Below are 24,308 nucleotides of genomic sequence, written 5' to 3'. Positions count from 1 at the left end.
ATGGCAGTAAAATATTTTACTGCCATTTGGGTATGTATTTAATACTGACACTCTTGGTTTGCTACAGTGCAAGATGTTTTACATGCAGACTGACAGGATGCTTGGCATTCTCCGCAACCAGGCTTTTTCAAGCTGTTTTTCAATGTCGCTTTGTTAAGTGTGATAATGTGTTTCATCCTACTTCCCTCCTCTTCCTGAATTATTATAGCACATAAAAAGATATAATTAAAGCTATAAATTGATGCCTATCATTCCTCCCAAAGCCCCTAAAACAGCACCCCATACGTATTTTACAGTCCAAGAAGAGGCAGGTCCTAATTCTTCGACAAAAAATGCTCCTAAAACTAACATAATGGTAACATATAAAATACCAGCTATACCGCCATTTAGCCAACCTTTGCTGGTAGTATGTCTTGCAGATAAAGCACCAGATAACACAATTCCTATTATGGTTATCAGCATAGTGAGAGTAGGTAAAGTTAATTCAGACAAAGCCGTAAATGTTAAAAGGAGCGCATAAACTATAAAAAAGCTTAAAGTGATTATGTATGCTACCAAAACTCCAATTAAAATGCCTTGAACATTTATATTTTTATCGTTATGCAATTGAAATTTTCCTTTCAAAGTTCCACCTCCCATAGGTTTCTTAGTAATATGTATGCTTTTTAATTTTTACATAGTACCATAAAAAATAAAAGATGCGGAAATGCCGCATCATTTTTGTTCTTTATCGCTTTTGTCACTGGCTGAACTTATAACTCCACCTACTGCCCACTTTGCAATCTTAAGCCTTACTTTGTCTGCACCCATTTCTAATGTTATCACATCATCTTTTATGTTTAGAATTTTACCATAAAACCCGCTTTTTGTAATGATTTCATCGCCAGGTTTTAGAGAATCCAACATTTCTCTCTCTTTCTTTTGGCGTCTCTGCTGTGGAAGTATCAAGAGAAAGTAAAAGATTGCAATAAAGATAAGCATTTCAACAATTACATAAGTCGTCTGTGGATTCATCAATACTCCTCCTTATAACCATATTTTTCAAAAAATTGTTTTTTAAATTCAAGCAGCCGGTCTTGCCTTATAGCTTCCCTTATCCTCTCCATCAATTTAACGAGAAAATATAGGTTGTGTATAGTCGCAAGCCTTGCTGCTAAAATTTCATTAGCTTTAAACAAATGCCTTATATAAGCTCTTGAATAATTTTTGCAAGTATAACACTCGCATTCATCATCCAGTGGCGAAAAATCCTCTGCATAAGCAGCATTTCTCACCACTAATTTGCCTTTACTAGTAAAAACAGTGCCATTTCTTGCTATCCTCGTAGGCAATACACAGTCAAACATGTCAACCCCTCTTATGACGCCTTCAATGAGGTCATCCGGACTTCCAACTCCCATAAGATACCTTGGTTTGTCTTCTGGCAAATAATCAGTCGTTAAATCTAATATATCATACATCAAATTCTTAGGTTCACCAACGCTTAATCCACCTATGGAATAGCCCGGAAAATCCATTTCCACTAATCTATTAGCACATTCTTTTCGCAAATCTTCATAAGTTCCTCCTTGTACAATTCCAAAAAGTGCCTGTTTATCTGTATTTTTGTGGGCTTTTTTTCCTCTTTCAGCCCATTTGATGGTAAGCTCCATCGAATTCTTGACATATCCATAGTCTGCGGGATAAGGAGCGCATTCGTCAAAAGACATTATTATATCTGCTCCCAATGCATTTTGTATCTCTATCACCTTTTCTGGAGTAAAAAAGTGTTTAGAACCATCAATGTGTGACCTAAATTCTACCCCCTCTTCTGTAATTTCCCTCAAGGAACTTAAACTAAAAACCTGAAATCCACCGCTGTCAGTTAAAATTGCCCTATCCCAATTCATAAATTTGTGGATGCCGCCGGCTTTCTCGATGAGCTTATGACCAGGTCTTAAATAAAGGTGGTAAGTATTGCTTAAAATAATTGTCGCGCCTATTTCTTTTAATTCCTCTGGAGTCATAGTTTTTACAGTAGCTTGGGTTCCTACTGGCATAAACACAGGCGTTTCTATAATTCCATGGGAAGTTTGAAGTATCCCCAGCCGTGCTTTTGTCCTTGAATCTTTTTTGATAAGTTGATATTTTATAGCTGCCATCATATCCTCCTATTTCGTCAAATTGTTAGTATTGCATCGACCTGTTGATTACGAATTTATACAAGGCTATTTTATCAGAGATTTTTTGAAGTGTAAAGACTGCCTCTAAGCCTGTCCATAGTGAGTTTTCACTGCTTAGCTATTATCCTGCATAGCACACATAATACTAAAACTTGTTCCATTGATAGCTCTGGCATTGGTATCTTGTCATAGCTTATCAGATTCCCTTTTTCATCTGTTTCTGCCCATGATATGTTTTACTATTTGTTTGTCTTCTTGATTTAGAAAAATGAGTTTAGCCTGTATCACTATCATGTTTTTTTGGTCCCTTTGTCTTTTTGATGTTCTAACGGGTATTGTCAATCTTCCTTTTTCTTCGGTTCATTAATGTAATTTTGTTTATATCGCATAGCATGTTAATCTTTTTTATATTTAATAGCACTTATCATCATTTATTTAAAACTATACCATTTTTTACTTTTTATTTCAACTGTTGATACCTCCTTCTATGTTAAATGTTTCAGCTCATTTTTACTTGCTCTTTACACAATTTCTTCCCGCACCTTTTGCTTCATACAGCATGTTGTCTACACGAAGAAGAACTGTATCAATAGTATCAGTATCTCTATATTCCGTCACACCAAAGCTTGCAGTCACATGTCCCACTTCAGGTAGGCTCATCATACTAATGTGCTTCCTAATCTCTTCCGCCAGGTCAACCGCATCACTTAGAGAAGTTTCCGGCAATAGGATTATAAATTCTTCTCCTCCCCACCGTACAAAACAATCTGTCTTGCGTATCCTTCCTTTTACTGTATCGGCAACTTTTTTAAGAACCATATCCCCCGCAGCATGGCCGAAATGGTCATTTACCTTTTTGAAATGATCTAAGTCAAACATAATAAGGGAAAACGGCTTTCTATTTCGCTTTGTTCGCTCTATTTCCCGCTCCAGCATCTGCATGAAAAAACGCCGGTTATAAATATTTGTAAGGGGATCAGTAATAGACTGGCGATAAAGCAATTCCTCAAATTTTTTGCGCTCACTTACATCGCGAATAATCCCTATTGCATGCCATGAATCTTTGATTCTAACAGCAGAAAGTGAAAGTTCTACATCAATTTCATGTCCGTTTTTATGTCTTGTTTTCATCTCAATTGTTTTACCTATAAAATTTCCCTTACCACTTAAACAGAATTTTTTAAATGCCTCTCTATATGCTTCGTACAGTCGTTTATCTTGTATTACAAATGCATGCAAATCCTTTCCAATCATTTCTTCTCTCGAATATCCAAGTATACGTTCCGCCGCAGGATTCCAAAAAGTTACGTTCCCTTTATCGTCAATTATGATTATAGTATCTCCTGCAGACTCCATTATTGCGTTTAAAATCTCATTCCTTTCCTGCAGTTCTTTTTCCATTTTTCTACGCTCTGTTATATCAATCACAAGTGCTGCATATACTTTTTCTTTACCAAATTCTACAGGTTCTAAGTGAATTTCTACCGGATATAAAGAACCATCTTTTCTGCAGTGCATTGTATCAAAAATAATTTGCTTCTGTTCTTCATTAGAAAGCGGCTCAAGAAGTTCTTTAAAGCTTTTCAAGGTAAACTCCGGTTTTAAGTCAACAGGCGTCATTTCTTTAAGCTCTTCTTCAGTATATCCCAAATTTTCCCTTGCTCCACGGTTTACCGCAATGAATTTTAATGTTTGTGGGTGAACTATATAAATTTCGTTCAGTGAGTTTTCAAAAAGGTGTTTGTAAAATTTAAGTTCTTTTTCAGCTTTCCATCGTTTGGTAATGTCAAAGATAATTAAATACAACAGTGTCTTTCCCTGATAATCTATAGTAGGTGAATATACCTCTGCCAACCGCTCTTCTCCGTTAGCCAATCGTTGGAAGCAAATGCAGGGATTACAGCCCTTCTTTAAAGCTTCCGAACACTTCTGACCACCATCTATAGTAGAAACCCCAACAACAGCTTCTATGTCCATCTGCAGCATAGTTTCTTTGGAATAACCGTAGAAATGACAGGCAGCTTTGTTAGCATCAATAATGCGTTCCGATTCTGGTTCGATAAGTAGCATCACTACATTATGAGTTTCAAACATGCTTCGAAACAAATCCTCGCTCTGCTTTAGCTGTAGTATCTATTTAGCATATGAAATGCTTTGCTATGTTTTCTGAAAATTACTCAAGACTTTTATTTCTCGAAATATTATTATACTATTTTTACTTAAAAACACAATAAAAATTTTCCTGTCATAATATTATCCCTATGATATTCTTCTGTCAAAAAGCTTACAACCCTGCTATTGCTCTGCTATAGTCGGTTAGTCGTATAATCACATAGTTATGACAATAAGTAATATGGAGATATAAAGTTGAAGGTAAAAACAAGTACAGGAGCTACTTTTGTATACTCAAAAACACTGCTGAGCAGAAAAGAAAATATTGGCTTCCCAGAGATTGATAAGGAAGAAATGATTATGCAAAAAAAGCGGAATAATATAATAACATATATAGATAAGAGTAAAAAAACATTAACGACAAATAATATAATAGTGTTTTTCAGTGTTTGAACAATTATATTATAACAGGAATTCAGAAGAAGTGCTCTTTTTATTATAGAACCAAACATAAAAGAGCACAGTATTGGGTAATGAATACCGTGCTCTTTCTTAATTTTCTTTCTTTTCGTTTTTATCAGATTGTATAAAAATTATAGACTTTTTAAGAGTTACTGAAGAAATTGCACTTTTAAAAATTAACATCTGTTGTTTATTATCTTCCAATTCAAGTACAACTGTATAGTTGTCAAAACATCCTCTCAATTTATCCAGAGGCGAATTGTTTCCTTTTGTTTTTAAAAGGAGAACATAGTTAATTACGTGTTCTCCTTTTTTCTATTTATTAGAAATAGTGTTGATTGGGAATATATTACGAATCAACTGCTAACAATTTCCCTATATTATCAACATTGCATCTCCAAAGCTAAAAAATCTATATCTATGTTCAATAGCTATCTTATAAGCTTTCATTATGTTTTCTTTGCCTGCGAAAGCTGACACCATCATAATTAAAGTGGATTCAGGTAGATGAAAATTTGTTATCATACCGTCAATCGCTTTAAATTTATACCCTGGGTATATAAAAATATCAGTCCATCCGCTTTTCTCTTTTATATAGCCATTTTCATCAGCGACAGTTTCAAGAGTGCGAGTAGAAGTTGTGCCAACAGCTATTACTCTGCCACCTCTCTCTTTTGTAGCATTTATCTCATCTGCTGCTTCCTTTGTGACGATATAAAATTCTTCATGCATCTTGTGGTTTTCTATTATTTCCTCCTTGACTGGTCTAAAAGTACCTAATCCTACGTGAAGAGTTATAAAAACGGTTTTGACTCCCATATCGCGGATTTGTTTTAATAGCTCTTCAGTAAAATGGAGCCCTGCAGTAGGAGCTGCCGCAGAACCTTCGTATTTTGCGTACACAGTTTGGTACCTGTCTTTATTTTTTAGTTTTTTCTTAATATAAGGGGGAACAGGCATTTCACCTAATTTATCTAATACCTCTTCAAATACTCCTTCATAATAAAACCTTACTATCCTTCCCCCTACTTCTGTAGTATCAAAAATTTCTGCTATTAACTCTCCATTTCCAAACACAAACTTTGATCCTATTTTAGCTCGCCTTCCAGGTTTGACCAATGTTTCCCATTCATTATTGGATATCCTTTTTAAAAGAACAAATTCTATCTTTCCTCCCGAGTCTTGTCTTCGTCCTATAAGACGCGCAGGAATAACTTTTGTATCATTTAAAACAAGGCAATCTCCCGCTTTTAAATATTTTGTTATATTTTTAAAAATATCGTGTTGAATCTCACCAGTTTTTCTATTTAAAACCATTAAACGCGCACTTGACCTGTCTTCTAAAGGTTCCTGTGCAATCAACTCTTCCGGTAATTCAAAGTAAAAATCGCTGCGTCTCATTTTTTATGCCATCCTTTTACAGATTTTTGTTGTTTACAGTATCATACACCTCAATACCTTTGTAATAGTATTTTAAAATAGAAATGTAATTATACCCGTGGTCTGCCAATCCTCTTGCCCCATACTGGCTTAAACCAACCCCATGTCCATAACCACTGCCATTTATAGTATAAACTTCGCTGGGCTTATCTGTCTTTTTCAATTCTTTTACTCCATTTGCCCCTATAACATAAAAGGTATCTTTAGAAACCTTCGTTATACCTGTACTATTTTGAATATTTATCTCTTTTAAAGAAACTTTTTGCGAATCACTGTAAGAAGAAGTCACATAGGCTTCAAATTCACTACTACCATCGCCTTTTATATCAATCATAGTACTTTTCAATCCAAAGAAAGATCGTATATCTCCTTTTTTCAATGAAAAAGACCCTTTTGTACCATAAATGGTGACAGTAATCGCCCTTCCAGTCCAGCTTTTCTCAGTGACCTTTACATCTACTATATCTCCTATATACTGCCCTTTACTTAAGAGCATGTTTTTTATCTGGTCTTTTGTGTAAGTCACTGTCCAACTGTCATTAGCACTGCTATAGCCAAAAACATATTTATCTTCCACACCTTTTAAATAAGGAACATCTGCAGAAAAATAATTATTATTGTCTTCAGTATACCCTCCGCTGTGAGAATGATAAAGAGCATCTATAAGACTTCCTTGATATATAGCGACCACACCTTTTGTTTCATCTACCGCTTTGCTTGTAGAAGGATATTCTCCATCATATCCTTTGTAAACTTGTGTTTTATCATCATCTGTCAAATCAAATCCATATCTTCCGTATCTGCCTATGTTTTTAGCTGCATAAGTTCGTGCTGCAACTGCCTGTGCTTTTAAAGCTTCTATATTCCACGATGCCGGCATCTCACCCGGCACAACACCATATAAATATTCCTCCAATGGCACAACATTTATAGCAGTCATGTCACTGTCCTGTTGCCTTCTAAACTCAAACATGCCTCTGTAACGCTTTGATTCTATCGCAAGGGGTGTGCTATCAAAATTAAGTTTGCTTACATATAAATCAGCCTTCATATTAAACAAAAACAGGTTTTTTGTACCATTGCTTATTAAAATATTTTTATCCGGCAACACTTTGGCTATATTGCTATAATTTTTTGAAAAAATCTCATAAGCAGATTCCAAATCCGGCAATGTCAAATACGGTCCTATGTATATATGATATTTACCATCAAATCCTATAAAAGCATTGGCAATTTGGCTTGCCACTTTAGCATAATCAGCATTCACAGTGTACAAATTATCATAGCTTCCCACCATTAAATAAAAATTATCATCTTTTACAACTTTTATATTTTGTGAATTAGTGCTAAAAATATTAACCAAATTTCCTGCATTGTCTTCATAGGCGAAATTAAAACCCCCAGAAGAAGAAAGCTGGTAAGAGGGTTTTGCAGTCTGTCCATAAAAAAGCCCTACTTTTATAATTTTGGGAATGCTAATATCAGCATTCGCGGTAGGGTAAGGTGACAGAGTTAAAATCATGATACTAATTATACTCCTTATTATAAATTTTTTCAACCTCACAAAATACAACCCCTTTTCTTATGTTATCTTCTAAAAAGCCACAAAATCAACGTTAAAAATAAACTCAAGATAATGCTTGTGGCAATAGGGAAATAAAATGTGAAATTCCCTTTTTGATAAACTATATCACCTGGTAAACGTCCTAATCCGAATTTTGAACCTACGGAAAAAAGCGCTCCAATTAAAATAAGCATAGCTCCCATCAGCATAAACATCTTGCCAAAACTGCTAAACATCTTTTATCCTCTCCTGTTCCATGTACGGATATTTTAAATATTCATACGCCAATTTTGTCACAACTCGTCCTCTCGGAGTCCTGTTTAAAAAACCTATTTGCAAAAGATAGGGTTCGTAGACGTCTTCTATAGTGTCTCCATCTTCCCCTATTGAAGCCGCAATCGCATCTATCCCTACAGGCCCTCCAGAGAACTTTTCTATGATAGAAATCAAAATTTTTCTGTCTATGTATTCTAACCCCATTTCATCAACGCCTAATACATCGAGGGCTTCTTTTGCCGTTTTATAGTCAATGTATCCATTGCCTTTTACTTGAGCAAAATCTCTTACTCTTTTTAGCAGCCTATTAGCTATTCTGGGAGTCCCTCTTGACCTTTTAGCAATCTCAAAAGCAGCATCTTCATCAATGCCGATATTTAAAATATTTGCTGACCTTTTAATTATCTCTTTTAACTCCTTAACTGAATAATAATCTAACCTGTTTATTACCCCAAACCTATCTCTTAAAGGAGAAGTCATAAGTGCAGCTCTTGTAGTCGCTCCTATCAAAGTAAAGCGCGGCAGGCTGAGCCGTATAGAACGAGCACTGGGACCCTTTCCAATAACTATATCTAACTCAAAATCCTCCATCGCAGGATAAAGGATTTCTTCCACGCTCCTATTTAGTCTATGAATCTCGTCAATGAAGAGAATGTCATTTTCCTGTAAATTAGTTAAAATTGCAGCCAAATCTCCTGACCTTTCTATTGCAGGCCCCGACGTTATTCGTATTCCCACACCCATTTCGTTAGAAATCACATTAGCTAAAGTAGTTTTACCAAGGCCCGGGGGGCCATACAAAAGCACATGGTCAAGAGGTTCTTTCCTCATTTTAGCAGCTTCAATGTAAATTTTTAATTCTTCTTTTATTTTTTGCTGCCCTATGTACTCTGAAAGCCACCTAGGCCGCAAACTGTATTCGGAGGCATCTTCCTGTGTAAAACTTTGAGTTACTATTCTCTCCTCCATTTACTTCACCCTATTTCATTAATTTTTTTAAAGCTTGTTTTACGGCTTCTTCCACATTGCTGCAATCCACATCCGCCAAAGCGTAAATTGCTTCGCTTTTAGTATAACCTAAAGTGAGCAGGGCTTCCAAAACGTCATTTGAAAAATTATTTTCTCCCTCATAAGCGACTTCTTTTGGAAGCTTGTCCTTTAATTCTAATATAATTCTTTCAGCCGTTTTTCTGCCTATACCCGGGGCTGTAACAATTGTTTTATAATCTCCTGCATTTACCGCTTTTATAAAATTGTCAATAGAAATTACTGAAAGAATAGATAGAGCTCCCTTGGGACCTACTCCATTTACAAATAATAACTTTTCAAAGAGGTCCAACTCTTCTTTTGTTTTAAAACCAAAAATCTGGAATCTTTCTTCTTTCACATGTAAATATGTATATAATTTGACAATATTGCCTTTAGGAGGTAACACTTTTAAAGTAGAAAAAGGGACAAAAACTTTTATGCCTATTCCCATAAAATCAATTACTACATGGTCCTGGCCAATGTCTTCTATCATCCCTCTAATATACTCAATCATCTTAAAGACCTCAACTTTTCATTTATATTGCTGCTATGACAATGACATATTGCAACAGCCAATGCATCAGCCACATCATCAGGTTTTGGTACTTTTTCAAGATTTAATAAAACCTTGACCATTTGTTGAACTTGATGTTTATCAGCTCTTCCATAACCTACCACAGCCTGTTTTACTTGAAGAGGAGTGTATTCAGCAATTTTTATTCCAGAGTTTACAGCTGCCAGAATAGAAACTCCTCTAGATTCTCCAATAGCTATAACAGTTTTTGCATTTTTATTGTAAAAAAGCTCTTCAATAGCAACAACATCAGGACTATAAGACTTTATAAGTGAAACAATCCCATTATATATATCGGATAAACGCAGGCTTTTGTCAATACCGGCTTTTGTAGTTATCGCACCGTAATCTATAACAGTAAACTTATTTGATTTGTAATCTATTATACCATAACCCATTATCGCAATTCCAGGGTCTATTCCTAATACTCTCATTTTATCTCCCTCCCTTTATTTATTTTAGCATCAATGGTAGCTATAAACAAGAAAAAGTTCTCTTAAATAGCTTAAGAGAACTTATGAACTCAAATTTGCAAGTATTTGGTATGCTTCATCTTTATCTTTTACTATTATATTTTTCATCACCCTTTCTCTGTCAAAAGGCGTCAAACTTTCTAAAGGAATATCTGTTTTTTCAACAATTTCTTTTCCTCCATTTCCATCACTTTTTAATAAGACTACATATCCGTTTATACTAGAAATTATATAGTAATCCGCTGGCAATCCTCTTTTTTCTCTATAAAGGACTATTTCTTCATCATTAAAAGATTTAATTTCCCAATCACTGTATATTTTGGCAATCTCTTCTCTGCTCTTCCCGTATAGAGAAGGATTTAAAGTCTGAACCTCTCTTACTACCTCGCCATTTTCTAGATATTTTGTTTCAAATATAAGTTTGCTGCGAGGAATCATCTTTTTAGCAAGAACATCCTGTTGATATGGAATTTTTTCTTCATATATTACTTTTCTATCCTGGTTTTGACGCTCATTGTTTTTAACGTTATAAAGATAACCAATTCCTACTCCTATCGCTATGGCTATTAAATATATAGCAACCATTTTATTGGAAAACAACTTTTTCATAACATCTCCTCCTGTTTTATGTAATTATACCCAATTTTAAAAATTTTATTCTACTTGCAGGATTCTGTCAAAAAATATCGAATAATATCTATAGGGAGGAGATGATAAAGTGACAAATCAAATTGTAGTCTTTAAACTAAATAATGAGGACTTTTGTGTAGATATCAATCAGGTCATAGAAATTATCCGTCTTCAAACCATCATTAAAGTTCCTGATGCACCTTCTTTTGTAGAAGGCATAACTAATTTAAGAGGAACTGTCATCCCGATTGTTGATTTAAAAAAGCGCTTCAATTTGCCTTTATCAGAAAAAAATGATAACAATCGAATCATTGTAGTAAATGTAACTAACAAACCTGTAGGATTTATTGTAGACTCAGTTACAGAAGTGCTGCATGTAGATGAGAGTTCTATTCAAGAAGCACCAGACATAATAAAAGGCATCGGGAAAGAGTACATAAGGTCAATCATTAACATTCAAGACAGATTAATAATTAATTTAGATCTGCACAAAGTATTGACAGAAAAAGAAAAGAAAGAGATAGAAGAAATGTAGTATCTTCTATCTCTTTCTTTTATTCTTCCTCTTCCATCTCAACATTGTGGTATACATTTTGTACATCATCATTTTCTTCTAATTTATCAATCAAGCGCTCAAATTTTTCGTAATCTTCTGGCTCAAGTTTGACAGTATTTTTGGGAAGCATAGTAATTTCGGCTTCAGAAATTTTATAACCAGCCTTTTCAATTGATTCTTTAACCTCTTGAAAATTAGAAGGCTCGGTGATTATTTCAAACTCGTCATCTTCCGCAGAAAAATCCTGAGCTCCTGCATCTATCGCTACCATAGCTAGTTCATCTTCATCAATAGAATCGTCTTTTTCTACTACTATTACGCCTACTTTGTCAAACATCCAAGCAACACAACCAGCAGAACCTAAACTTCCTCCATTTCTATCAAATATATGTCTTATTTCACCAGCTGTTCTGTTTTTGTTATCAGTTAACGCTTCAACAATTATAGCAGTACCAGAAGGACCATAACCTTCGTAAATTACTTCCTCTAAATTAGCGCCTCCCAGCTCTCCTGTCCCTTTTTTAATAGCTCTCTGGATGTTTTCATTAGGCAAATTATGAGCTTTCGCCTTCTCTATTGCATCCCTTAATTTGCTGTTAGTATTAGGGTCGCCACCGCCTTCTTTGGCTGCTCTTATAATATCTTTTGTGAGTTTTGTGAAAATTCTGCCCTTTCGTGAATCCATTTTTTCTTTTTTATGCTTTATATTAGCCCATTTTGAATGTCCAGACATAAAAAAACCTCCTTTACTCTGTCTAAATTATTTTAGCACAACAAAATGAAGGTTGTAAACTTAGTCATTTCTAAAAACCTGCGTGCTGAGATACCTTTCTCCACTGTCAGGAGCTATTGCAACAACCTTTTTGCCTTTGCCTAACCTCTTAGCAACTTCAATTGCTGCCCATAAAGCAGCTCCTGAAGAAATTCCCGCAAGAATACCTTCTTCCTTAGCTAAACTGCGAGTCATTTCAAAAGCATCTTCATCTTTTACAGCAATAACCTCATCTATTACGTTTCTATCTAATACTTTAGGAATAAATCCCGCACCAATGCCCTGAATCTTATGGGGACCAGGTTCTTTGCCAGAAAGCACCGCTGCTGAATAAGGCTCTACTGCTACAATCTTTACATTGGGAAACTTATTTTTGAGGACTTTTCCTACACCGGTAATTGTGCCTCCAGTACCTACACCTGCCACAAAAGCATCAAGGCCTTCTTTAAAATCTTCTAATATTTCCTGTGCAGTGGTCTCTTCATGGATTAAAGGGTTTGCAAAGTTTTCAAACTGTTGCGGCATAAAATAATTTTTATTTTGCTTAACTAATTCCTCTGCCCTTTTAATAGCTCCTTCCATGCCCAATTTACCAGGTGTCAAAACTACTTCCGCTCCATAAGCGGATAAAAGCATTCTTCTTTCCAAACTCATAGTATCTGGCATGACTATGATTACTTTGTAGCCTTTTGCAGCTCCTACCATCGCCAATCCTATACCTGTATTGCCACTAGTGGGTTCTACAATTACGCTTCCTTTTTTTAATTTTCCTTCCTTTTCAGCTCTCTCTATCAAGGAAAGAGCAACCCTATCTTTGACACTGCTACCAGGATTAAAAAATTCTAACTTCAAATAAATTTCTGCCCAATCTTTATCAACAATCTTATTTAACTTCACTACCGGCGTATTGCCAATCAATTCAAATACATTATTCGCTATCATAAGAGTTACCTCCGTTTATATATTGCTATAAAAAATTTTAAACTTCACAAATAGGTTATGTCAAATGGAATTTAGAATACTGAAACTTTTTAGAGATAAAATAATAATATCAAAATCAGAAAAAGGTGATAAAATGGCTGACAAACTCAAACTCTTCTTCATAGGATTTATCACGGGTATAATAAACGGGCTTTTAGGTGCGGGAGGAGGTACTTTAATAGTACCTGCAATGGTGTTTTTACTTGGAATTGAAGACCATAAAGCCCATGCGACAGCAATTTCAATTATACTCCCTCTTACAATAGTCAGCTCTTTTATATATTTACAAAATAAAATAATTGACATCCCTCTAACTATAAATGTAGCAGTAGGTAGTACCATAGGTGGTATTATAGGTGCATATTTTCTTAACAAACTTTCAATACCTATTTTAAGAAAAATTTTTGGAATAATAATGATAGTTGCCTCGGTTAGGATGCTGGTATCATGAAACTATTTTTAATTGGATTATTCGCAGGAATTGTGGGAGGAATGGGAATTGGAGGAGGTACAATTCTCATCCCCGCTTTGACAATTTTTCTAGGAACTGAACAGCACATAGCTCAAAGTGTTAATCTTTTATCTTTTATTCCTACTGCAATAATTGCATTAATATATCATATTAAAAGCAAAAACATACAATATAAAATTGTGACTCTCATAATAATAGGAGGAATAATAGGAAGTTCAATCGGAGCTATTTTAGCTGCAATTACAAAAGCTGTTATACTCAAAAAAATATTTGCAGTTTTTTTATTCGGTATGGGAATATACGAAATTTTTTCAAAGCCCCGAAAATAATCCTGAAAATAATAAAAGAGGAAATGGGGCACTCCTCTTATTTCCTCTTCTCTGTTTCTAACATTATGCAGGTATTGTACACTACTTTCAAGCCAAGGTTTCTCGCTTTTTCTACCAGTTCCTCACTTTCAGCTCCTGGTTGGAACCATACAAACTCAACATCCAATTTAGCCGCTTCTTCCACATACGCCTCTCCCAAAGTAGGAGAAACCACCATATCTACTACCTCAGGTACCACAGGTAGTTTAGATAATGATTCATAACAGGGGTCTCCATCAACTTCTTTATACCTGGGATTAACCGGATAAGCTGTATAGCCGTTTAGCTTAAGGCTTCGGTAAATTTGATAACCGTATTTGTTTTGTCTGGGAGTAGCACCAACAACAGCCCATGTTTTTCTTTTCATAGCTTCTTCTTACGTAATCTATATATGAGTAATCCATCACTTTTACCTCCTATGTTATTTAAAATTTAAAAATTATATAAATATTTATTAAACCTTTCCATGCTTTTACCTATTATGTATTCCTTTTCGTCAATGGGTTTTACGAGCAGTACTGCTTTACGCGAATACTTCCCCTTAGTTTTTCCGTCATTACTTCCACTTTCATAAGCTTCCAAAATGTCTTTTGCTTTGAAATATCTCACAATCGTTATTTCTTTTGAATTATACATATCCATACAAGAAATCCAAACTTTATAATAATTCACGGTAGCACCCCCATTATATTCAAACGCCACCACATTCCACTTTATTTAATTTATATAATGGGGGCAATCTATTTATTCTACATAACTATTGTCCTTTTTAAAAAGGTACACATCTTTTTTAACCTCTATATTACACCTTTTGCTTGTCAGATCATTGATAAAATTTTCAAACTCTAAAAGCTTGTCTTCTTCAATGTAAACCTCCATTATAACTTTATCTTCATATCTGGTATTTTTAATATAATATTCCCTTTTAAGCAATTCATTTTGAATTTTACCAAGTAAAGTATAATCAAAAGTGAGAACAACGCTTTTAGCAAATATTTTTTCTACAATTCCTGCTGCCTCAATTCCCACCTTTGCCCCTTTGGTATAAGCCCTTACAAGACCTCCTGCTCCCAATAATATTCCTCCAAAATATCTCGTAACTACCACTGCTACATTTTTTAATCCTTCTTTTTTTATCACATTCAAAACAGGAATGCCAGCAGTCCCAGAAGGCTCACCATCATCACTGTAACGCTGAACTTCATCATTTTCACCTAAAACATAAGCATACACATTGTGCGTAGCCATTCTGTGTTTTGCCCTTATTTCCTCAATAAATTTTATCGCTTCTTCTTCCGAAGAAACGGGTTTTGCATGGCCAATAAATCTGGAACGTTTTATTTCAACTTCAGCTACTCCGCAATTATAAAGTGTTTTATAACTTTTAGCCAAATTAGCACCCCTTTGTTATTATACCAAATAATAAACAAACAATAAAGAGCTTAAACTATTAACTGCCAAAAAATAAAGCCGTTTACGGCTTTATTACAATCATTTCTTTTTTATGTTTTTATGCAAGTGCTTTTGTCAACGTCTTGTATTTGAAGTAAGAAACGTTTACAAGCGATTTATCTTGACTGTAAGTTATCATCTCCAAAGCCTTGTCTATAGGATAAAAACCGCCATCAACAAAACCATCTTCTTTACTTATATTAAATTCTTCTTCATTAGTAGTCATGAGATACCACGTGATTTTATTAAAGACAGGACGTTGACGGGTAACAGAATAGAATTCATAGCTGGTCTCACCAGGAGTAGAAAGGACTTCAACAGATTTAAGGCCTGTTTCAGCACAGACTCTCCTTACGGCCACATCAATAGGCAATTCATTATTTCTAATAACCCCTTTGGGTAACACCCATTCACCCTTTTCGTTTTTGAGGATAAATACACTGTCTCCTTTGAATACAACTCCTCCAGCGCAATCTCTTATTAACATTTTCAAGCCCCCTAAAATTTTTTATTTTTTTATGTTCTTTAATATAATATTCTTTACAAACTCTTAAATTCCTTCTTAAATTTTAAATTTTATTACTTTTATTTTACCGCATTAAACCATAATTATACATCAAATTTTATTTTTACCTCGCAAAAATTAAATTACCAGTATAAAAGTCTCAAAATCATAAAAAATATTTAATGTACAGGCTAAGGAAGGAGAGTTTGTAAATGTATATAATTTATCATTGTTACGGAGGAACCCATACTTCTGTAATAGCCTCATATATACACATGGGGAAACTTCCTATGGATAAAGTGCCATCGAAAGAAGAGATAGAAAGCATTCCCTTATTTGATAAATTAAACGGTCAGAACGATCCAGGTCATATTGTACCAATTGGCACTGATGAATACGGAAATAACGTATATTCTATGGGTGTAAAAAACGCAAAAAAATTGATTGAACCTGCTCTTAAGGATTTCTATTATCATATTTTTAACACAAACGAAGGCTTACTTTTAATTGATACTTCTGCTGCTACTAATTGGATTATGAAGATTGGGGGCTTTACTTCAATAGCTTTAAAACTCCCCACTATCGGAAGGCCTTTAGTTACTTATGGCACGCAAAAAGCCTATAAAAAAATTGTCCAAATAGTCAAAAATGTAAAAGCACAAGAAAAAGCAGAATACAATGCCATTAGGCGATGACAAAATCCTTAAGCCTCTCCTTTATTTCTTTTTGCACTTCCGCTTTTATTATTATTCCTTTTTCACTGAACTTTTCTTCTACTACCTTAGTTTTTTCTTTTAAATAATTGTATTCTTTAGTTTTGTCATAAGGTAGCAAAAAATTCACTATTTCTGCATCTTTGAAGATTTCCTCTTCTATTACTTCCAATAACTTATCAAGTCCAATTTTATTTTTTGCAGAAATATATATATTTCTTTCATTTCCTTTTGGCACTACATCCAAAAGGTCAATTTTATTGAAAACATTTATTATAGGAGTACCCATAACACCCAAATCTAAAAGCACTTTTTCTACAACTTTTATTTTTTCTTCCATATCTGCTAATGTTACATCAATTACATGAAGCAATAGGTCAGCATATTTAACCTCTTCTAATGTAGATTTAAAAGCCTCTACTAAGTCGTGTGGCAATTTTCTGATAAATCCAACAGTATCAACTAAAATGACTTCTCTCCCAGACGGCAATATAAATCTTCTCGCGGTAGGGTCAAGGGTTGCAAACAATTTATCTTCAACATATACCTCTGCATTTGTAAGAGCATTAAGTAATGTGGATTTACCCGCATTTGTATATCCTACTATTGCCACAACAGGAATTTGATTTTTTCTACGCCTTTCTCTTTGTAAATTCCTGTGCTTTTTTATTTCCTCCAGTTTCTTTTCTATCGCTTTTATTCTGTTTTTTATATGCCTTCTATCTGTTTCCAGCTTCGTTTCTCCAGGTCCTCTCGTTCCTATACCACCGCCCAACCTTGAAAGCTGTTCACCGAGACCTACAAGACGCGGAAGCCTATATCTCAATTGGGCTAATTCTACTTGGAGTATCCCTTCTCTTGACCTCGCTCTTTTAGCAAATATATCAAGAATGAGATTTGTCCTGTCAATCACTTTTACTTTTAAAACCTCTTCAATATTTTTAAGTTGTACACCTGTAAGTTCATCATTAAAAATCACAAGGTCAGCTCCTTGATTTTCAACAAAAAACTTTAATTCCTTAAGCTTGCCTTTGCCAATATAATGAGCTTTATCAATTGTGTTGCGCTTCTGTGTCATTACACCTATTACTTCTGCACCAGCAGTCAAAGCAAGCTCCTTTAATTCTTCCATGCTTTCCTCATCTTCCGGTGTTGAAATAATCCCAACCAAAATCGCCTTTTCTACATTTTCATTTCTGTTTAACTCTTCCATAACATCACCAGCCTTACAAACACTTTGTAAATATAATAATATTTCATTATCGTAAAAAAAGCAATTTATAGCTGAAATTTTACATCGACCCTTTTTAAAAAGGGTATTGAAATTTGCTCTTTTATGTGGTAATATATCAAATGTAATGATTCGCCGAAGTGGTGGAACTGGCAGACGCGCTGGACTCAAAATCCAGTGGGGCTCACACCCCGTGCGGGTTCGACTCCCGCCTTCGGCACCAGAAAAATCAAGAGATTTGGCCACTTTGCTAACGGCTTTTGGTTTTTATATCACTTTGCAAACATTTTGCAAACATAAAAAATAAAAGCAGATAAAAATAGATAAAATAAACGTACTGGTCTCTGTTTTCTTGAGAGATTGGCAAGATGTACAAAAGCAAAGTGCAGCAACTTTTTCCTAATAACAGAGGTTGCTGCACTTATATTTATTATTTTAACAACTATTTTTAAATTTGTTATTTCTTACTGCCTGCTCTTATAACTTCCACTTTCTTATTTTTCCCTTCTGCAAGTTCTTTAACAGTTGGTCTTTCTATTTTCTGAGAAGCCTGCGCAAGTCTTTTTTGCAAAAACTAACTCCGGGAAGGAGAAATAATTTAATATTTTACTAAATTCACTATCTCAGAGAATCGGAGGTAAATAAATACTAAGGAGTAGGTCTATTATGATGTTATACAAGATAAAAGCAAAAGGTAAAAGTATTCGTGGAATCGCACGAGGAACAGGTTATTCCAGAAGTACAGTAAGAAAATATCTCAGAGCAGACAATATCCATGAAAGAAAACTCATCCTAAAAGAGGTTCAAAAATTGAGCCATACAAGGATACTACCCATGAGTTGGCTTCATAGCTTTTTGTTTTTATCTTGATTTGTCCTTTCCTGGGAGAGCAAATTTTTCTCTCCTGAAAACTCTGCTACTATCTCAGGAATTTTAGTAGTGTTTGCAAAGAAATAGCTAACGCCATCTTTATATCCCGGTTCTCCAGGCAGTGTGAAAGTGTTTATAGCAGAAGGTTTATTTTTTATAAATTGGTAACTGTATTCTGCTATTTCTGATTTGGTTTCTGAAATTTTTATGTACTTTTAATTACCATTAATAAGTTTTAAAAGTGCCTAAAAATAAGCTTTTTTCGGTTACTTTACTGGAAATTATTGAGTTTATTTCACGGCTATTTTCAAGTGTTTTTATTTATTGCGTTAGCAAAATGTTTGCAACCTTGTTAGTAAGAAAAAATTTATGAAATCATGAAATATTGTTTGAAAGTATTTTTCTGCACGCAAACCAAAAAATTTGCTTCTGTATTTTTATATGTGTTCCTGCCTATTTAAATATAGTGCATAAGTTCATACTGTCAAGATACTTTAAAAAAAGAACCCAAATTCTAAACCAGAGGGATTTTACACAAAAATTTGGACTTCACCTAAAGACGTGTGTCCATGTCAAGATTTTGTATGTAAAATTTTTTATAGCCGACCTCACGCTAATAACCTTTAAAACGTATTTTATCCATGGCTTGCTCGCAAATGGACCTTCCAGTATCGGTAATGAAACTCTTAACCATTCTTCTACATCTTCTTCCATGTACTTTCTTTTTTCCTCCTGCTTTGCCGGCTGCATTATCTTTTTTATTTTATCTCTGACCTCACTTTCCTTTGTTTTGATTTTTGATTTTTTTCGGTGAGGTCTATTTTTCTATATCATCTATACCTCATTTTTCCTGTTTCGTTATCTACTGAAATTTTATACTATCTCATCATTATTACAGGACCTCTAGTGACCACAAAGTCCACTTCTTTGTCATTCTCCAAAACGTCTTTTAGGGCATACTGATTTAACCATGTCAAAACACTACATAAGACTTTCTACTAAAGACCTTTACGAAGCGCTTGAGAAAGCTTCACCTTTGAACAAGCTCAAAGACTTGGATAAAAGAGCTCCAAGAAATGGAATGACAGTTGGAACCGCAGTTTTCAAACATATTTACAACTTTTACTCTCAAACAAATGCTAGAATAGGTTATTTTAGAAAACCTACTGACAATCAAAAAGAAATTGATGTTGTCGTTGAATTTCCGTACAGCAAATCCCTAATTGAAGTAAAATTCAGTGAAGATACAACCCTCTCCGAAAATGACGAGATTGTTGAGATGAGCAAAAAAGAAAAAAATATCGCTTCAGCAATACTAGTAACAAAAAATGCCAGAAGACTATGGAAAAATTGACATTTCGGCGAAAGTACCCATAGTAAAAATCCCTGCTTTTGCTTTCACGTATTTGTTTGGAAGACGTTAAATATTTTTGTTGAAGACTTAACAATCCTATTGTATAATGTAATTGAAATACTGAGCCCAAGGAGATACTCTGAGGGCGAGGAAAGGAGGAAATTTAAAAATGACTATTGTATTGAGTGAAAAAGAGAAAAAGTGGATGGACAGTGTAATCAAAGAGGAACAAATTACCAGATATCTTGAAAACGGAAGAGATTTCATTGACGACGAGGAGATATGGGAAAAACTGAGAAAAAACCAGAATCCCGATAAGCAGAGGATAAGGGAAATAATTCAAAAGTCACTAAAAATAGAAACCCTTGAACCTGATGAAACAGCTGCTCTTCTCAATGTTAAAGATCCCGAACTATGGCAAGAAATTTTTGATGCGGCAGCAAAAATCAAGAAAAAAGTTTATGACAACAGAATTGTGACCTTTGCGCCCCTTTATTGCAGCAATCTGTGTGTGAACAATTGTGTCTACTGTGGATTTAGAAGAGAAAACACAGTCATCAAAAGAAGAAGGTTAACTTTAGAAGAAGTAAGAAGAGAAGCAGAAGTTCTAGCAGGAGAAATAGGCCATAAGCGTTTAATCGTGGTATACGGTGAGCATCCCACTACAGATGCCAAATACATCGCAGATACAATAAGAACTATATATGAAGTCAAAGTCAAGACAAAAAATGGATATGGGCAGATAAGAAGAGTAAATGTAAACGCCGCCCCCATGTCTATAGAAGAATTAGAAATGCTGCGGGATGTAGGAATAGGAACCTATCAGGTTTTCCAAGAAACCTATCATCACGAGACCTATAAAAAGCTACACCCAGAAGGAACCATAAAATCCCATTATCAGTGGAGATTGTACTGCCACCACAGAGCACTGGAAGCAGGGGTTGACGATGTGGCTCTGGGAGTGCTCTTTGGCCTTTACGACTGGAGATTTGAAGTGATGGGACTTTTGTATCACGCAAGAAATTTAGAGAAATTTTTTGGCATAGGACCCCACACCATATCTTTTCCACGGTTAGAACCTGCTGCTAATACGCTCTTTATTCAGGAGTCAAAGTACAAGGTATCTGATGAAGATTTCAAAAAGTTAATAGCCGTCATAAGGCTTTCTGTACCTTATACTGGTATGATCCTGACTGCCAGAGAACCTGCTCACCTGAGGAATGAGATTCTCTCCATGGGCATAGTCACCCAAACAGATGCTTCTACAAAAATTGGGATAGGTGCCTACTCTGACAGGTACACTGAACAGAAAGCGGAGAGACAGCAGTTCCTGCTGGGAGATACCAGAAGCCTGGACGAATTGATAAGAGAACTAGCAAAAATGGGATATATAACAAGCTTCTGCACGGCAGGTTACAGATGTGGAAGAACAGGCAAACACATAATGACCCTTCTTAAGACAGGGAGAGAGGCTGTTTTCTGCAAACTAAACGCCGTACTCACCTTCAGAGAATGGCTAGATGATTTTGCAAGCGAGGAAACAAAAATAGCCGGTAAACAAGTAATACAGAAAGAATTAGAGGAAATCAAAGAAAGGGTTCCTGCAGAAGTATTTTCCAAGCTTATGGAATATTACAGGAGGATACAGAATGGAGAGAGAGACCTCTACTTCTAAGAAGCTAATGATTGAGGAATTTACCAGGCTCTCAGACTTAATAAAATCAAAGTACGGCGTGAGCTTGTGGCTGGTGGAAATCATGGGAAGAAGGCATTCATATGTTGCAGGTCATAAGGAGGAATCCTTTCTTCCACCCCAGGTTATTTACCTTAATGAGGAGTTTGCAGTAGTATCAAATAATTGGGACAAAATTCCTGAAAAAGAAAAGAAAAAACTCATCAATCACCTCAAGATGTTTAGCGGCACATAAATGTGTGCCCTTATTTTTTAACCAAATAAAGGGAGGGAATTTAATGGAAAAATCTATATTTATAGAAGAAGCAATAAAACTAGGAGCATCAAAAGCAATTGCAATCTCTACAGCAGACATAGTGTTCGATCCAAGATGTCGACTTAAGTGTATTGTTCCTTTATGTCCTAACTACAGAAAAAATCTCATGTGTCCACCATTTTTGCCTCCTTTTAACGAAGCAAAAGAGATGATTCAAAAATATCGATGGGGAATATTGGTAATAGTTGAAACGCCTGTATCTCAGGAAAAAGATAAAATTGAAACAGGTTCTTTAAAAGTTTACAAAATTGTCAGTGAGTTAGAAAAAGCAGCTTTTAATAAAGGTTATAGATTTGCAGCAGGTTTCACTAGTGACTCGTGTAAGTTGTGCGACAAATGTGTAATTGCAGAAAAAAATGACACAACTTGCAGGCATCCCCTACAAGCACGGCCTTCCATGCAAGCAATGGGAATCGACGTAACCGCAACTCTCGAGAAAGTTGTCACATCTTCACTAGAATTTCCTCCAAAAGAAAAGATAATGTGGGTAGGGATGGTATTGATAGAGTGAAAGGTGCTTCACTCTATTTTTTTATAGATACTCACGCCGATTATTCCAAAAATCAAAAGATATGCTCCTAATACCAACAAGTGTATAAAGAATTGCAACATAGGAACAGGATTCCTTAGACCGAGCACTGCATGAGTCAGTGGTAAAAAAAGTATAATTTTCTGAAAGAAATAGGGTAATTTTTCAATAGGGAAAAAAGTCCCATACAGAAATGCCATAGGGGTAATTACAAAATTATTGAATTTTCCCACATCTTCATATGACATAACCGCTAAACCTACTACAAACCCCAGAGTACTAAATACAAAAGAATTGAGTACAACTATTAACAGAAAATAAACATTCATACTAATACGTGCGCTGAATACATAAGCCAGCAATATTATCAATAGAGCAGAATACAGCCCCCTAAACGCCCCTCCTGTGACTTTTCCCCATACAAACTCCCAAGGTGTTATTGGGGCTGTGATAAATTCCTCTAAAGTTTTTCCATATATTTTATCAATGTTGAGGGGAAAAGCAACCGCTTCAAAACTCGTGGTCATTGTAGTAAGCGCAATGATACCTGGCACTATAAAAGTCAGATAGTTTTCTTCTCCTACTTTTACTCCACTTCCTATCCCCCACCCAAATGCTATTAAATACAGGGCAGGAGAAACTAGGTTGCTAAAAGTAGTACTCCAAAAACTTTTCCTAAAAAATACAAATTCCCGCCAAAGTATTGTAGGGACTCCCATGTTTATCTCCCTCGTAGTTCAAAACTTTCCAGCTAATTTTAAAACAGCATCCTCTAAATTGGTCTCTCGGACATTTACATTTCCTTTTATACTCTCTGCTCTTTCAAACGCTTGTTCTCTTTCGGAAAAAAATTCCCTTATAGTCCTCCCCTCGATAAAATACTCCACTACAAATCGCCCTATTTCTCCTATCAGCTCTTTAGGTTTACCCAGCGTTATTAGACTTCCTTTATCCATGAGACCTACTCTTTCACAAAGCATTTCTGCTTCTTCAACATAGTGAGTAGTAAGAACTATGGTTAATCCCTTTTGGTGCATAGCCTTAAATCCCATAACTTCCTCCTTATGTCTGGATCAAGAGAAGCTGTTGGTTCATCTAGTATTAATATTTTTGGATCATGCATTAATGCTCTAGCAATCATAAGTTTCTTCTGCATTCCGCCAGATAGCGTCGTGATCACTTCATTAACTTTTGAAGTTAATTCAAAATATTCAAGAAGTTCACAAATTCTTTTTCTCCTCTCTTTTAAAGGAATTCCATATAAGCGCCCATGAAGTTCTAAGTTTTCCCATACAGTCATTTCCCACTCCAAATTTACATGTTGGGGCACTATACCTATTATTCTCTTCAGTTCTAATGTATCTCTTCTCATAGGAACTCCTTCTATAAAAATCTCTCCAGAGGTAGGAGAAATTAACCCACATAACATTCTCACTACTGTTGTTTTTCCAACTCCATTGGGCCCCAATAGCCCAAAAAACTCTCCTCTAGAAATAGAAAGTTCTAAATTGTTAACTGCTAGGGATATTTTTTAACTATAATTTTTGCGCATATGCTGGATTTTAATTTAAAAGAAACAGCTGCTATAGGCATAATTGGCACTGCAGATGGACCTACGTCTTTTTATGTAACTAGAGTGTATAGTTTGGACTCCAGGGAAGAGGTTTTTAGATACTCTCTTGTTGAAAGACAAACGGTAAAATGTCAAGGGGGTAATTAAAAAATTTTTGAGGCAATCAACACCTCTTTCTTGGTATATTTGACCTTTGCTGAG

At 35.1% G+C, this 24,308-nt stretch carries 32 protein-coding genes, 1 tRNA gene and 3 pseudogenes; 12 read left to right on the top strand and 24 right to left on the bottom strand.

Annotated features, from left to right (window positions below):
- Positions 1–38: 38 nt before the first annotated feature.
- From scfA to TKV_RS05475, 5 genes and pseudogenes are all read right to left on the bottom strand, one after another.
- Positions 39–176 carry a six-cysteine ranthipeptide SCIFF gene (scfA, locus tag TKV_RS12370; protein ID WP_084574199.1) on the bottom strand — a complete coding sequence of 46 codons (138 nt, stop codon included), beginning with the start codon at positions 174–176 and terminating at the stop codon, positions 39–41.
- Positions 177–231: 55 nt separating this feature from the next.
- Complete coding sequence (locus tag TKV_RS05490; RefSeq protein ID WP_407702011.1) at positions 232–639, bottom strand: TIGR04086 family membrane protein; 408 nt, start codon at positions 637–639, stop codon at positions 232–234.
- 75 nt (positions 640–714) lie between these two features.
- Positions 715–1,014 carry a preprotein translocase subunit YajC gene (gene yajC, locus TKV_RS05485; protein WP_049685083.1) on the bottom strand — a complete coding sequence of 100 codons (300 nt, stop codon included), beginning with the start codon at positions 1,012–1,014 and terminating at the stop codon, positions 715–717.
- Positions 1,014–2,141, bottom strand: a complete 1,128-nt coding sequence (gene tgt / locus TKV_RS05480) for a tRNA guanosine(34) transglycosylase Tgt (protein WP_049685082.1) — start codon at positions 2,139–2,141, stop codon at positions 1,014–1,016. The genes yajC and tgt overlap by 1 nt, the downstream gene beginning before the upstream one ends.
- Before the next feature lie 531 nt (positions 2,142–2,672).
- A pseudogene (locus tag TKV_RS05475) lies at positions 2,673–4,292 on the bottom strand (PAS domain S-box protein); the annotation flags it as partial.
- A 237-nt stretch (positions 4,293–4,529) separates the two neighbouring features.
- Between TKV_RS05475 and TKV_RS05470 the strand changes: the two are divergent.
- On the top strand, positions 4,530–4,727 hold the full coding sequence (locus tag TKV_RS05470) for a hypothetical protein (RefSeq protein ID WP_049685081.1): 198 nt from the start codon (positions 4,530–4,532) through the stop codon (positions 4,725–4,727).
- 99 nt (positions 4,728–4,826) lie between these two features.
- Here TKV_RS05470 and TKV_RS05465 read toward each other — a convergent pair whose 3' ends face one another.
- The 8 genes from TKV_RS05465 to TKV_RS05430 all read right to left on the bottom strand — a co-directional run bounded on the left by TKV_RS05465 (position 4,827) and on the right by TKV_RS05430 (position 10,701).
- Complete coding sequence (locus tag TKV_RS05465; protein ID WP_394214409.1) at positions 4,827–4,979, bottom strand: RNA chaperone Hfq; 153 nt, start codon at positions 4,977–4,979, stop codon at positions 4,827–4,829.
- 132 nt (positions 4,980–5,111) lie between these two features.
- A complete protein-coding gene (gene queA, locus TKV_RS05460; protein ID WP_049685080.1) occupies positions 5,112–6,137 on the bottom strand; it encodes a tRNA preQ1(34) S-adenosylmethionine ribosyltransferase-isomerase QueA in 1,026 nt (341 codons plus the stop codon).
- A gap of 16 nt (positions 6,138–6,153) precedes the next feature.
- A complete protein-coding gene (locus TKV_RS05455) occupies positions 6,154–7,740 on the bottom strand; it encodes a SpoIID/LytB domain-containing protein (protein WP_049685079.1) in 1,587 nt (528 codons plus the stop codon).
- Positions 7,741–7,763: 23 nt separating this feature from the next.
- Entirely contained in the window at positions 7,764–7,976 is a 213-nt protein-coding gene (locus TKV_RS05450; protein WP_049685078.1) for a DUF2905 domain-containing protein, read from the bottom strand.
- Positions 7,969–8,985 carry a Holliday junction branch migration DNA helicase RuvB gene (ruvB, locus tag TKV_RS05445; RefSeq protein WP_049685077.1) on the bottom strand — a complete coding sequence of 339 codons (1,017 nt, stop codon included), beginning with the start codon at positions 8,983–8,985 and terminating at the stop codon, positions 7,969–7,971. The genes TKV_RS05450 and ruvB overlap by 8 nt, the downstream gene beginning before the upstream one ends.
- Positions 8,986–8,995: 10 nt before the next feature.
- On the bottom strand, positions 8,996–9,559 hold the full coding sequence (gene ruvA, locus TKV_RS05440) for a Holliday junction branch migration protein RuvA (protein WP_049685076.1): 564 nt from the start codon (positions 9,557–9,559) through the stop codon (positions 8,996–8,998).
- Entirely contained in the window at positions 9,556–10,053 is a 498-nt protein-coding gene (ruvC, locus tag TKV_RS05435; protein ID WP_049685075.1) for a crossover junction endodeoxyribonuclease RuvC, read from the bottom strand. The genes ruvA and ruvC overlap by 4 nt, the downstream gene beginning before the upstream one ends.
- A gap of 81 nt (positions 10,054–10,134) precedes the next feature.
- Positions 10,135–10,701 (bottom strand): hypothetical protein, encoded by a 567-nt coding sequence (locus TKV_RS05430; RefSeq protein ID WP_049685074.1) that lies wholly within the window; start codon positions 10,699–10,701, stop codon positions 10,135–10,137.
- A gap of 109 nt (positions 10,702–10,810) precedes the next feature.
- On the opposite strand from TKV_RS05430, the gene TKV_RS05425 reads away from it, so the two are divergent.
- Positions 10,811–11,257 (top strand): chemotaxis protein CheW, encoded by a 447-nt coding sequence (locus TKV_RS05425; protein ID WP_049685073.1) that lies wholly within the window; start codon positions 10,811–10,813, stop codon positions 11,255–11,257.
- Positions 11,258–11,276: 19 nt separating this feature from the next.
- Here TKV_RS05425 and TKV_RS05420 read toward each other — a convergent pair whose 3' ends face one another.
- Together TKV_RS05420 and cysK are read right to left on the bottom strand one after the other, a co-directional pair.
- Complete coding sequence (locus TKV_RS05420; RefSeq protein WP_049685072.1) at positions 11,277–12,011, bottom strand: YebC/PmpR family DNA-binding transcriptional regulator; 735 nt, start codon at positions 12,009–12,011, stop codon at positions 11,277–11,279.
- Positions 12,012–12,071: 60 nt separating this feature from the next.
- On the bottom strand, positions 12,072–12,992 hold the full coding sequence (gene cysK / locus TKV_RS05415; RefSeq protein ID WP_049685071.1) for a cysteine synthase A: 921 nt from the start codon (positions 12,990–12,992) through the stop codon (positions 12,072–12,074).
- A gap of 133 nt (positions 12,993–13,125) precedes the next feature.
- Between cysK and TKV_RS05410 the strand changes: the two genes are divergently transcribed.
- Together TKV_RS05410 and TKV_RS05405 are read left to right on the top strand one after the other, a co-directional pair.
- On the top strand, positions 13,126–13,482 hold the full coding sequence (locus TKV_RS05410) for a sulfite exporter TauE/SafE family protein (RefSeq protein ID WP_049686220.1): 357 nt from the start codon (positions 13,126–13,128) through the stop codon (positions 13,480–13,482).
- The gene (locus TKV_RS05405; RefSeq protein ID WP_049685070.1) at positions 13,479–13,832 is read left to right on the top strand and encodes a TSUP family transporter; all 354 of its coding nucleotides are present in this window, start codon (positions 13,479–13,481) and stop codon (positions 13,830–13,832) included. Before TKV_RS05410 ends, TKV_RS05405 begins: the two co-directional genes overlap by 4 nt.
- Positions 13,833–13,869: 37 nt before the next feature.
- On the opposite strand, the gene TKV_RS05400 is transcribed toward TKV_RS05405, so the two are convergent.
- From TKV_RS05400 to TKV_RS05385, 4 genes are all read right to left on the bottom strand, one after another.
- Positions 13,870–14,238, bottom strand: a complete 369-nt coding sequence (locus TKV_RS05400) for a CoA-binding protein (RefSeq protein WP_049685069.1) — start codon at positions 14,236–14,238, stop codon at positions 13,870–13,872.
- Between the two features lie 65 nt (positions 14,239–14,303).
- Positions 14,304–14,543: a hypothetical protein gene (locus TKV_RS05395; RefSeq protein ID WP_049685068.1), complete on the bottom strand. Its 240-nt coding sequence runs from the start codon at positions 14,541–14,543 to the stop codon at positions 14,304–14,306.
- A 72-nt stretch (positions 14,544–14,615) separates the two neighbouring features.
- A complete protein-coding gene (locus tag TKV_RS05390) occupies positions 14,616–15,263 on the bottom strand; it encodes a YigZ family protein (RefSeq protein ID WP_049685067.1) in 648 nt (215 codons plus the stop codon).
- Between the two features lie 118 nt (positions 15,264–15,381).
- Positions 15,382–15,810 (bottom strand): NUDIX hydrolase, encoded by a 429-nt coding sequence (locus tag TKV_RS05385; RefSeq protein WP_049685066.1) that lies wholly within the window; start codon positions 15,808–15,810, stop codon positions 15,382–15,384.
- Between the two features lie 230 nt (positions 15,811–16,040).
- On the opposite strand from TKV_RS05385, the gene TKV_RS05380 reads away from it, so the two are divergent.
- Positions 16,041–16,523 (top strand): DUF3189 family protein, encoded by a 483-nt coding sequence (locus TKV_RS05380; RefSeq protein ID WP_049685065.1) that lies wholly within the window; start codon positions 16,041–16,043, stop codon positions 16,521–16,523.
- Here TKV_RS05380 and hflX read toward each other — a convergent pair.
- Positions 16,513–17,754 (bottom strand): GTPase HflX, encoded by a 1,242-nt coding sequence (gene hflX / locus TKV_RS05375; protein ID WP_049685064.1) that lies wholly within the window; start codon positions 17,752–17,754, stop codon positions 16,513–16,515. The two genes, TKV_RS05380 and hflX, sit on opposite strands and share 11 nt — an antisense overlap.
- A 152-nt stretch (positions 17,755–17,906) precedes the next feature.
- On the opposite strand from hflX, the gene TKV_RS05370 reads away from it, so the two are divergent.
- Together TKV_RS05370 and TKV_RS05365 are read left to right on the top strand one after the other, a co-directional pair.
- Positions 17,907–17,995: transfer RNA gene (locus TKV_RS05370), tRNA-Leu, on the top strand.
- Positions 17,996–18,417: 422 nt separating this feature from the next.
- Positions 18,418–18,614 (top strand): annotated as a pseudogene (locus TKV_RS05365) (IS21 family transposase); the annotation flags it as partial.
- 577 nt (positions 18,615–19,191) lie between these two features.
- Here TKV_RS05365 and TKV_RS05360 read toward each other — a convergent pair.
- Positions 19,192–19,392: a hypothetical protein gene (locus TKV_RS05360; protein WP_049685062.1), complete on the bottom strand. Its 201-nt coding sequence runs from the start codon at positions 19,390–19,392 to the stop codon at positions 19,192–19,194.
- Between the two features lie 220 nt (positions 19,393–19,612).
- Between TKV_RS05360 and TKV_RS05355 the strand changes: the two genes are divergently transcribed.
- The 4 genes from TKV_RS05355 to TKV_RS05340 all read left to right on the top strand — a co-directional run bounded on the left by TKV_RS05355 (position 19,613) and on the right by TKV_RS05340 (position 22,516).
- The gene (locus tag TKV_RS05355) at positions 19,613–19,996 is read left to right on the top strand and encodes a DUF4143 domain-containing protein (protein ID WP_049685061.1); all 384 of its coding nucleotides are present in this window, start codon (positions 19,613–19,615) and stop codon (positions 19,994–19,996) included.
- A gap of 169 nt (positions 19,997–20,165) precedes the next feature.
- Positions 20,166–21,671, top strand: coding sequence for a [FeFe] hydrogenase H-cluster radical SAM maturase HydG (gene hydG, locus TKV_RS05350; protein ID WP_049685060.1), 1,506 nt, complete (start codon positions 20,166–20,168; stop codon positions 21,669–21,671).
- A complete protein-coding gene (locus TKV_RS05345; RefSeq protein ID WP_049685059.1) occupies positions 21,646–21,924 on the top strand; it encodes a hypothetical protein in 279 nt (92 codons plus the stop codon). The genes hydG and TKV_RS05345 overlap by 26 nt, the downstream gene beginning before the upstream one ends.
- 43 nt (positions 21,925–21,967) lie before the next feature.
- Positions 21,968–22,516, top strand: coding sequence for a DUF2284 domain-containing protein (locus TKV_RS05340; protein WP_049685058.1), 549 nt, complete (start codon positions 21,968–21,970; stop codon positions 22,514–22,516).
- An 8-nt stretch (positions 22,517–22,524) separates the two neighbouring features.
- Here TKV_RS05340 and TKV_RS05335 read toward each other — a convergent pair whose 3' ends face one another.
- From TKV_RS05335 to TKV_RS13505, 3 genes are read right to left on the bottom strand one after another with little or no spacing between them, the layout of a single operon-like run.
- Positions 22,525–23,253: an ABC transporter permease gene (locus TKV_RS05335; RefSeq protein ID WP_049685057.1), complete on the bottom strand. Its 729-nt coding sequence runs from the start codon at positions 23,251–23,253 to the stop codon at positions 22,525–22,527.
- 18 nt (positions 23,254–23,271) lie between these two features.
- Positions 23,272–23,586, bottom strand: a complete 315-nt coding sequence (locus TKV_RS13510; protein WP_236617438.1) for an ATP-binding cassette domain-containing protein — start codon at positions 23,584–23,586, stop codon at positions 23,272–23,274.
- Positions 23,553–24,002 (bottom strand): ABC transporter ATP-binding protein, encoded by a 450-nt coding sequence (locus tag TKV_RS13505; RefSeq protein WP_236617437.1) that lies wholly within the window; start codon positions 24,000–24,002, stop codon positions 23,553–23,555. Before TKV_RS13505 ends, TKV_RS13510 begins: the two co-directional genes overlap by 34 nt.
- Positions 24,003–24,068: 66 nt before the next feature.
- Here TKV_RS13505 and TKV_RS12365 point away from each other — a divergent pair.
- A pseudogene (locus tag TKV_RS12365) lies at positions 24,069–24,254 on the top strand (sodium ion-translocating decarboxylase subunit beta); the annotation flags it as partial.
- Positions 24,255–24,308: the final 54 nt, after the last annotated feature.

The organism is Thermoanaerobacter kivui (assembly GCF_000763575.1).
Classification (GTDB): domain Bacteria; phylum Bacillota; class Thermoanaerobacteria; order Thermoanaerobacterales; family Thermoanaerobacteraceae; genus Thermoanaerobacter; species Thermoanaerobacter kivui.
This window is presented reverse-complemented; position numbering and strand designations above follow the sequence as displayed.

Bases quoted from the DNA above. Each gene is read 5' to 3' on its own strand.
- TKV_RS05400 (WP_049685069.1), bottom strand. From the start codon at position 14,238: ATGAAAAGAAAAACATGGGCTGTTGTTGGTGCTACTCCCAGACAAAAC.
- cysK (WP_049685071.1), bottom strand. From the start codon at position 12,992: ATGATAGCGAATAATGTATTTGAATTGATTGGCAATACGCCGGTAGTG.
- scfA (WP_084574199.1), bottom strand. From the start codon at position 176: ATGAAACACATTATCACACTTAACAAAGCGACATTGAAAAACAGCTTG.
- tgt (WP_049685082.1), bottom strand. From the start codon at position 2,141: ATGGCAGCTATAAAATATCAACTTATCAAAAAAGATTCAAGGACAAAA.
- ruvA (WP_049685076.1), bottom strand. From the start codon at position 9,559: ATGATTGAGTATATTAGAGGGATGATAGAAGACATTGGCCAGGACCAT.
- hflX (WP_049685064.1), bottom strand. From the start codon at position 17,754: ATGGAAGAGTTAAACAGAAATGAAAATGTAGAAAAGGCGATTTTGGTT.
- TKV_RS05360 (WP_049685062.1), bottom strand. From the start codon at position 19,392: ATGCAGCCGGCAAAGCAGGAGGAAAAAAGAAAGTACATGGAAGAAGAT.
- TKV_RS05490 (WP_407702011.1), bottom strand. From the start codon at position 639: ATGGGAGGTGGAACTTTGAAAGGAAAATTTCAATTGCATAACGATAAA.
- TKV_RS05385 (WP_049685066.1), bottom strand. From the start codon at position 15,810: ATGTTAATAAGAGATTGCGCTGGAGGAGTTGTATTCAAAGGAGACAGT.
- ruvB (WP_049685077.1), bottom strand. From the start codon at position 8,985: ATGGAGGAGAGAATAGTAACTCAAAGTTTTACACAGGAAGATGCCTCC.
- TKV_RS05380 (WP_049685065.1), top strand. From the start codon at position 16,041: ATGTATATAATTTATCATTGTTACGGAGGAACCCATACTTCTGTAATA.
- TKV_RS05345 (WP_049685059.1), top strand. From the start codon at position 21,646: ATGGAGAGAGAGACCTCTACTTCTAAGAAGCTAATGATTGAGGAATTT.
- TKV_RS05335 (WP_049685057.1), bottom strand. From the start codon at position 23,253: ATGGGAGTCCCTACAATACTTTGGCGGGAATTTGTATTTTTTAGGAAA.
- TKV_RS05420 (WP_049685072.1), bottom strand. From the start codon at position 12,011: ATGTCTGGACATTCAAAATGGGCTAATATAAAGCATAAAAAAGAAAAA.
- yajC (WP_049685083.1), bottom strand. From the start codon at position 1,014: ATGAATCCACAGACGACTTATGTAATTGTTGAAATGCTTATCTTTATT.
- TKV_RS05340 (WP_049685058.1), top strand. From the start codon at position 21,968: ATGGAAAAATCTATATTTATAGAAGAAGCAATAAAACTAGGAGCATCA.
- ruvC (WP_049685075.1), bottom strand. From the start codon at position 10,053: ATGAGAGTATTAGGAATAGACCCTGGAATTGCGATAATGGGTTATGGT.
- queA (WP_049685080.1), bottom strand. From the start codon at position 6,137: ATGAGACGCAGCGATTTTTACTTTGAATTACCGGAAGAGTTGATTGCA.
- hydG (WP_049685060.1), top strand. From the start codon at position 20,166: ATGACTATTGTATTGAGTGAAAAAGAGAAAAAGTGGATGGACAGTGTA.
- TKV_RS13510 (WP_236617438.1), bottom strand. From the start codon at position 23,586: ATGGGATTTAAGGCTATGCACCAAAAGGGATTAACCATAGTTCTTACT.
- TKV_RS05410 (WP_049686220.1), top strand. From the start codon at position 13,126: ATGGCTGACAAACTCAAACTCTTCTTCATAGGATTTATCACGGGTATA.
- TKV_RS05450 (WP_049685078.1), bottom strand. From the start codon at position 7,976: ATGTTTAGCAGTTTTGGCAAGATGTTTATGCTGATGGGAGCTATGCTT.
- TKV_RS05405 (WP_049685070.1), top strand. From the start codon at position 13,479: ATGAAACTATTTTTAATTGGATTATTCGCAGGAATTGTGGGAGGAATG.
- TKV_RS05355 (WP_049685061.1), top strand. From the start codon at position 19,613: ATGTCAAAACACTACATAAGACTTTCTACTAAAGACCTTTACGAAGCG.
- TKV_RS05430 (WP_049685074.1), bottom strand. From the start codon at position 10,701: ATGAAAAAGTTGTTTTCCAATAAAATGGTTGCTATATATTTAATAGCC.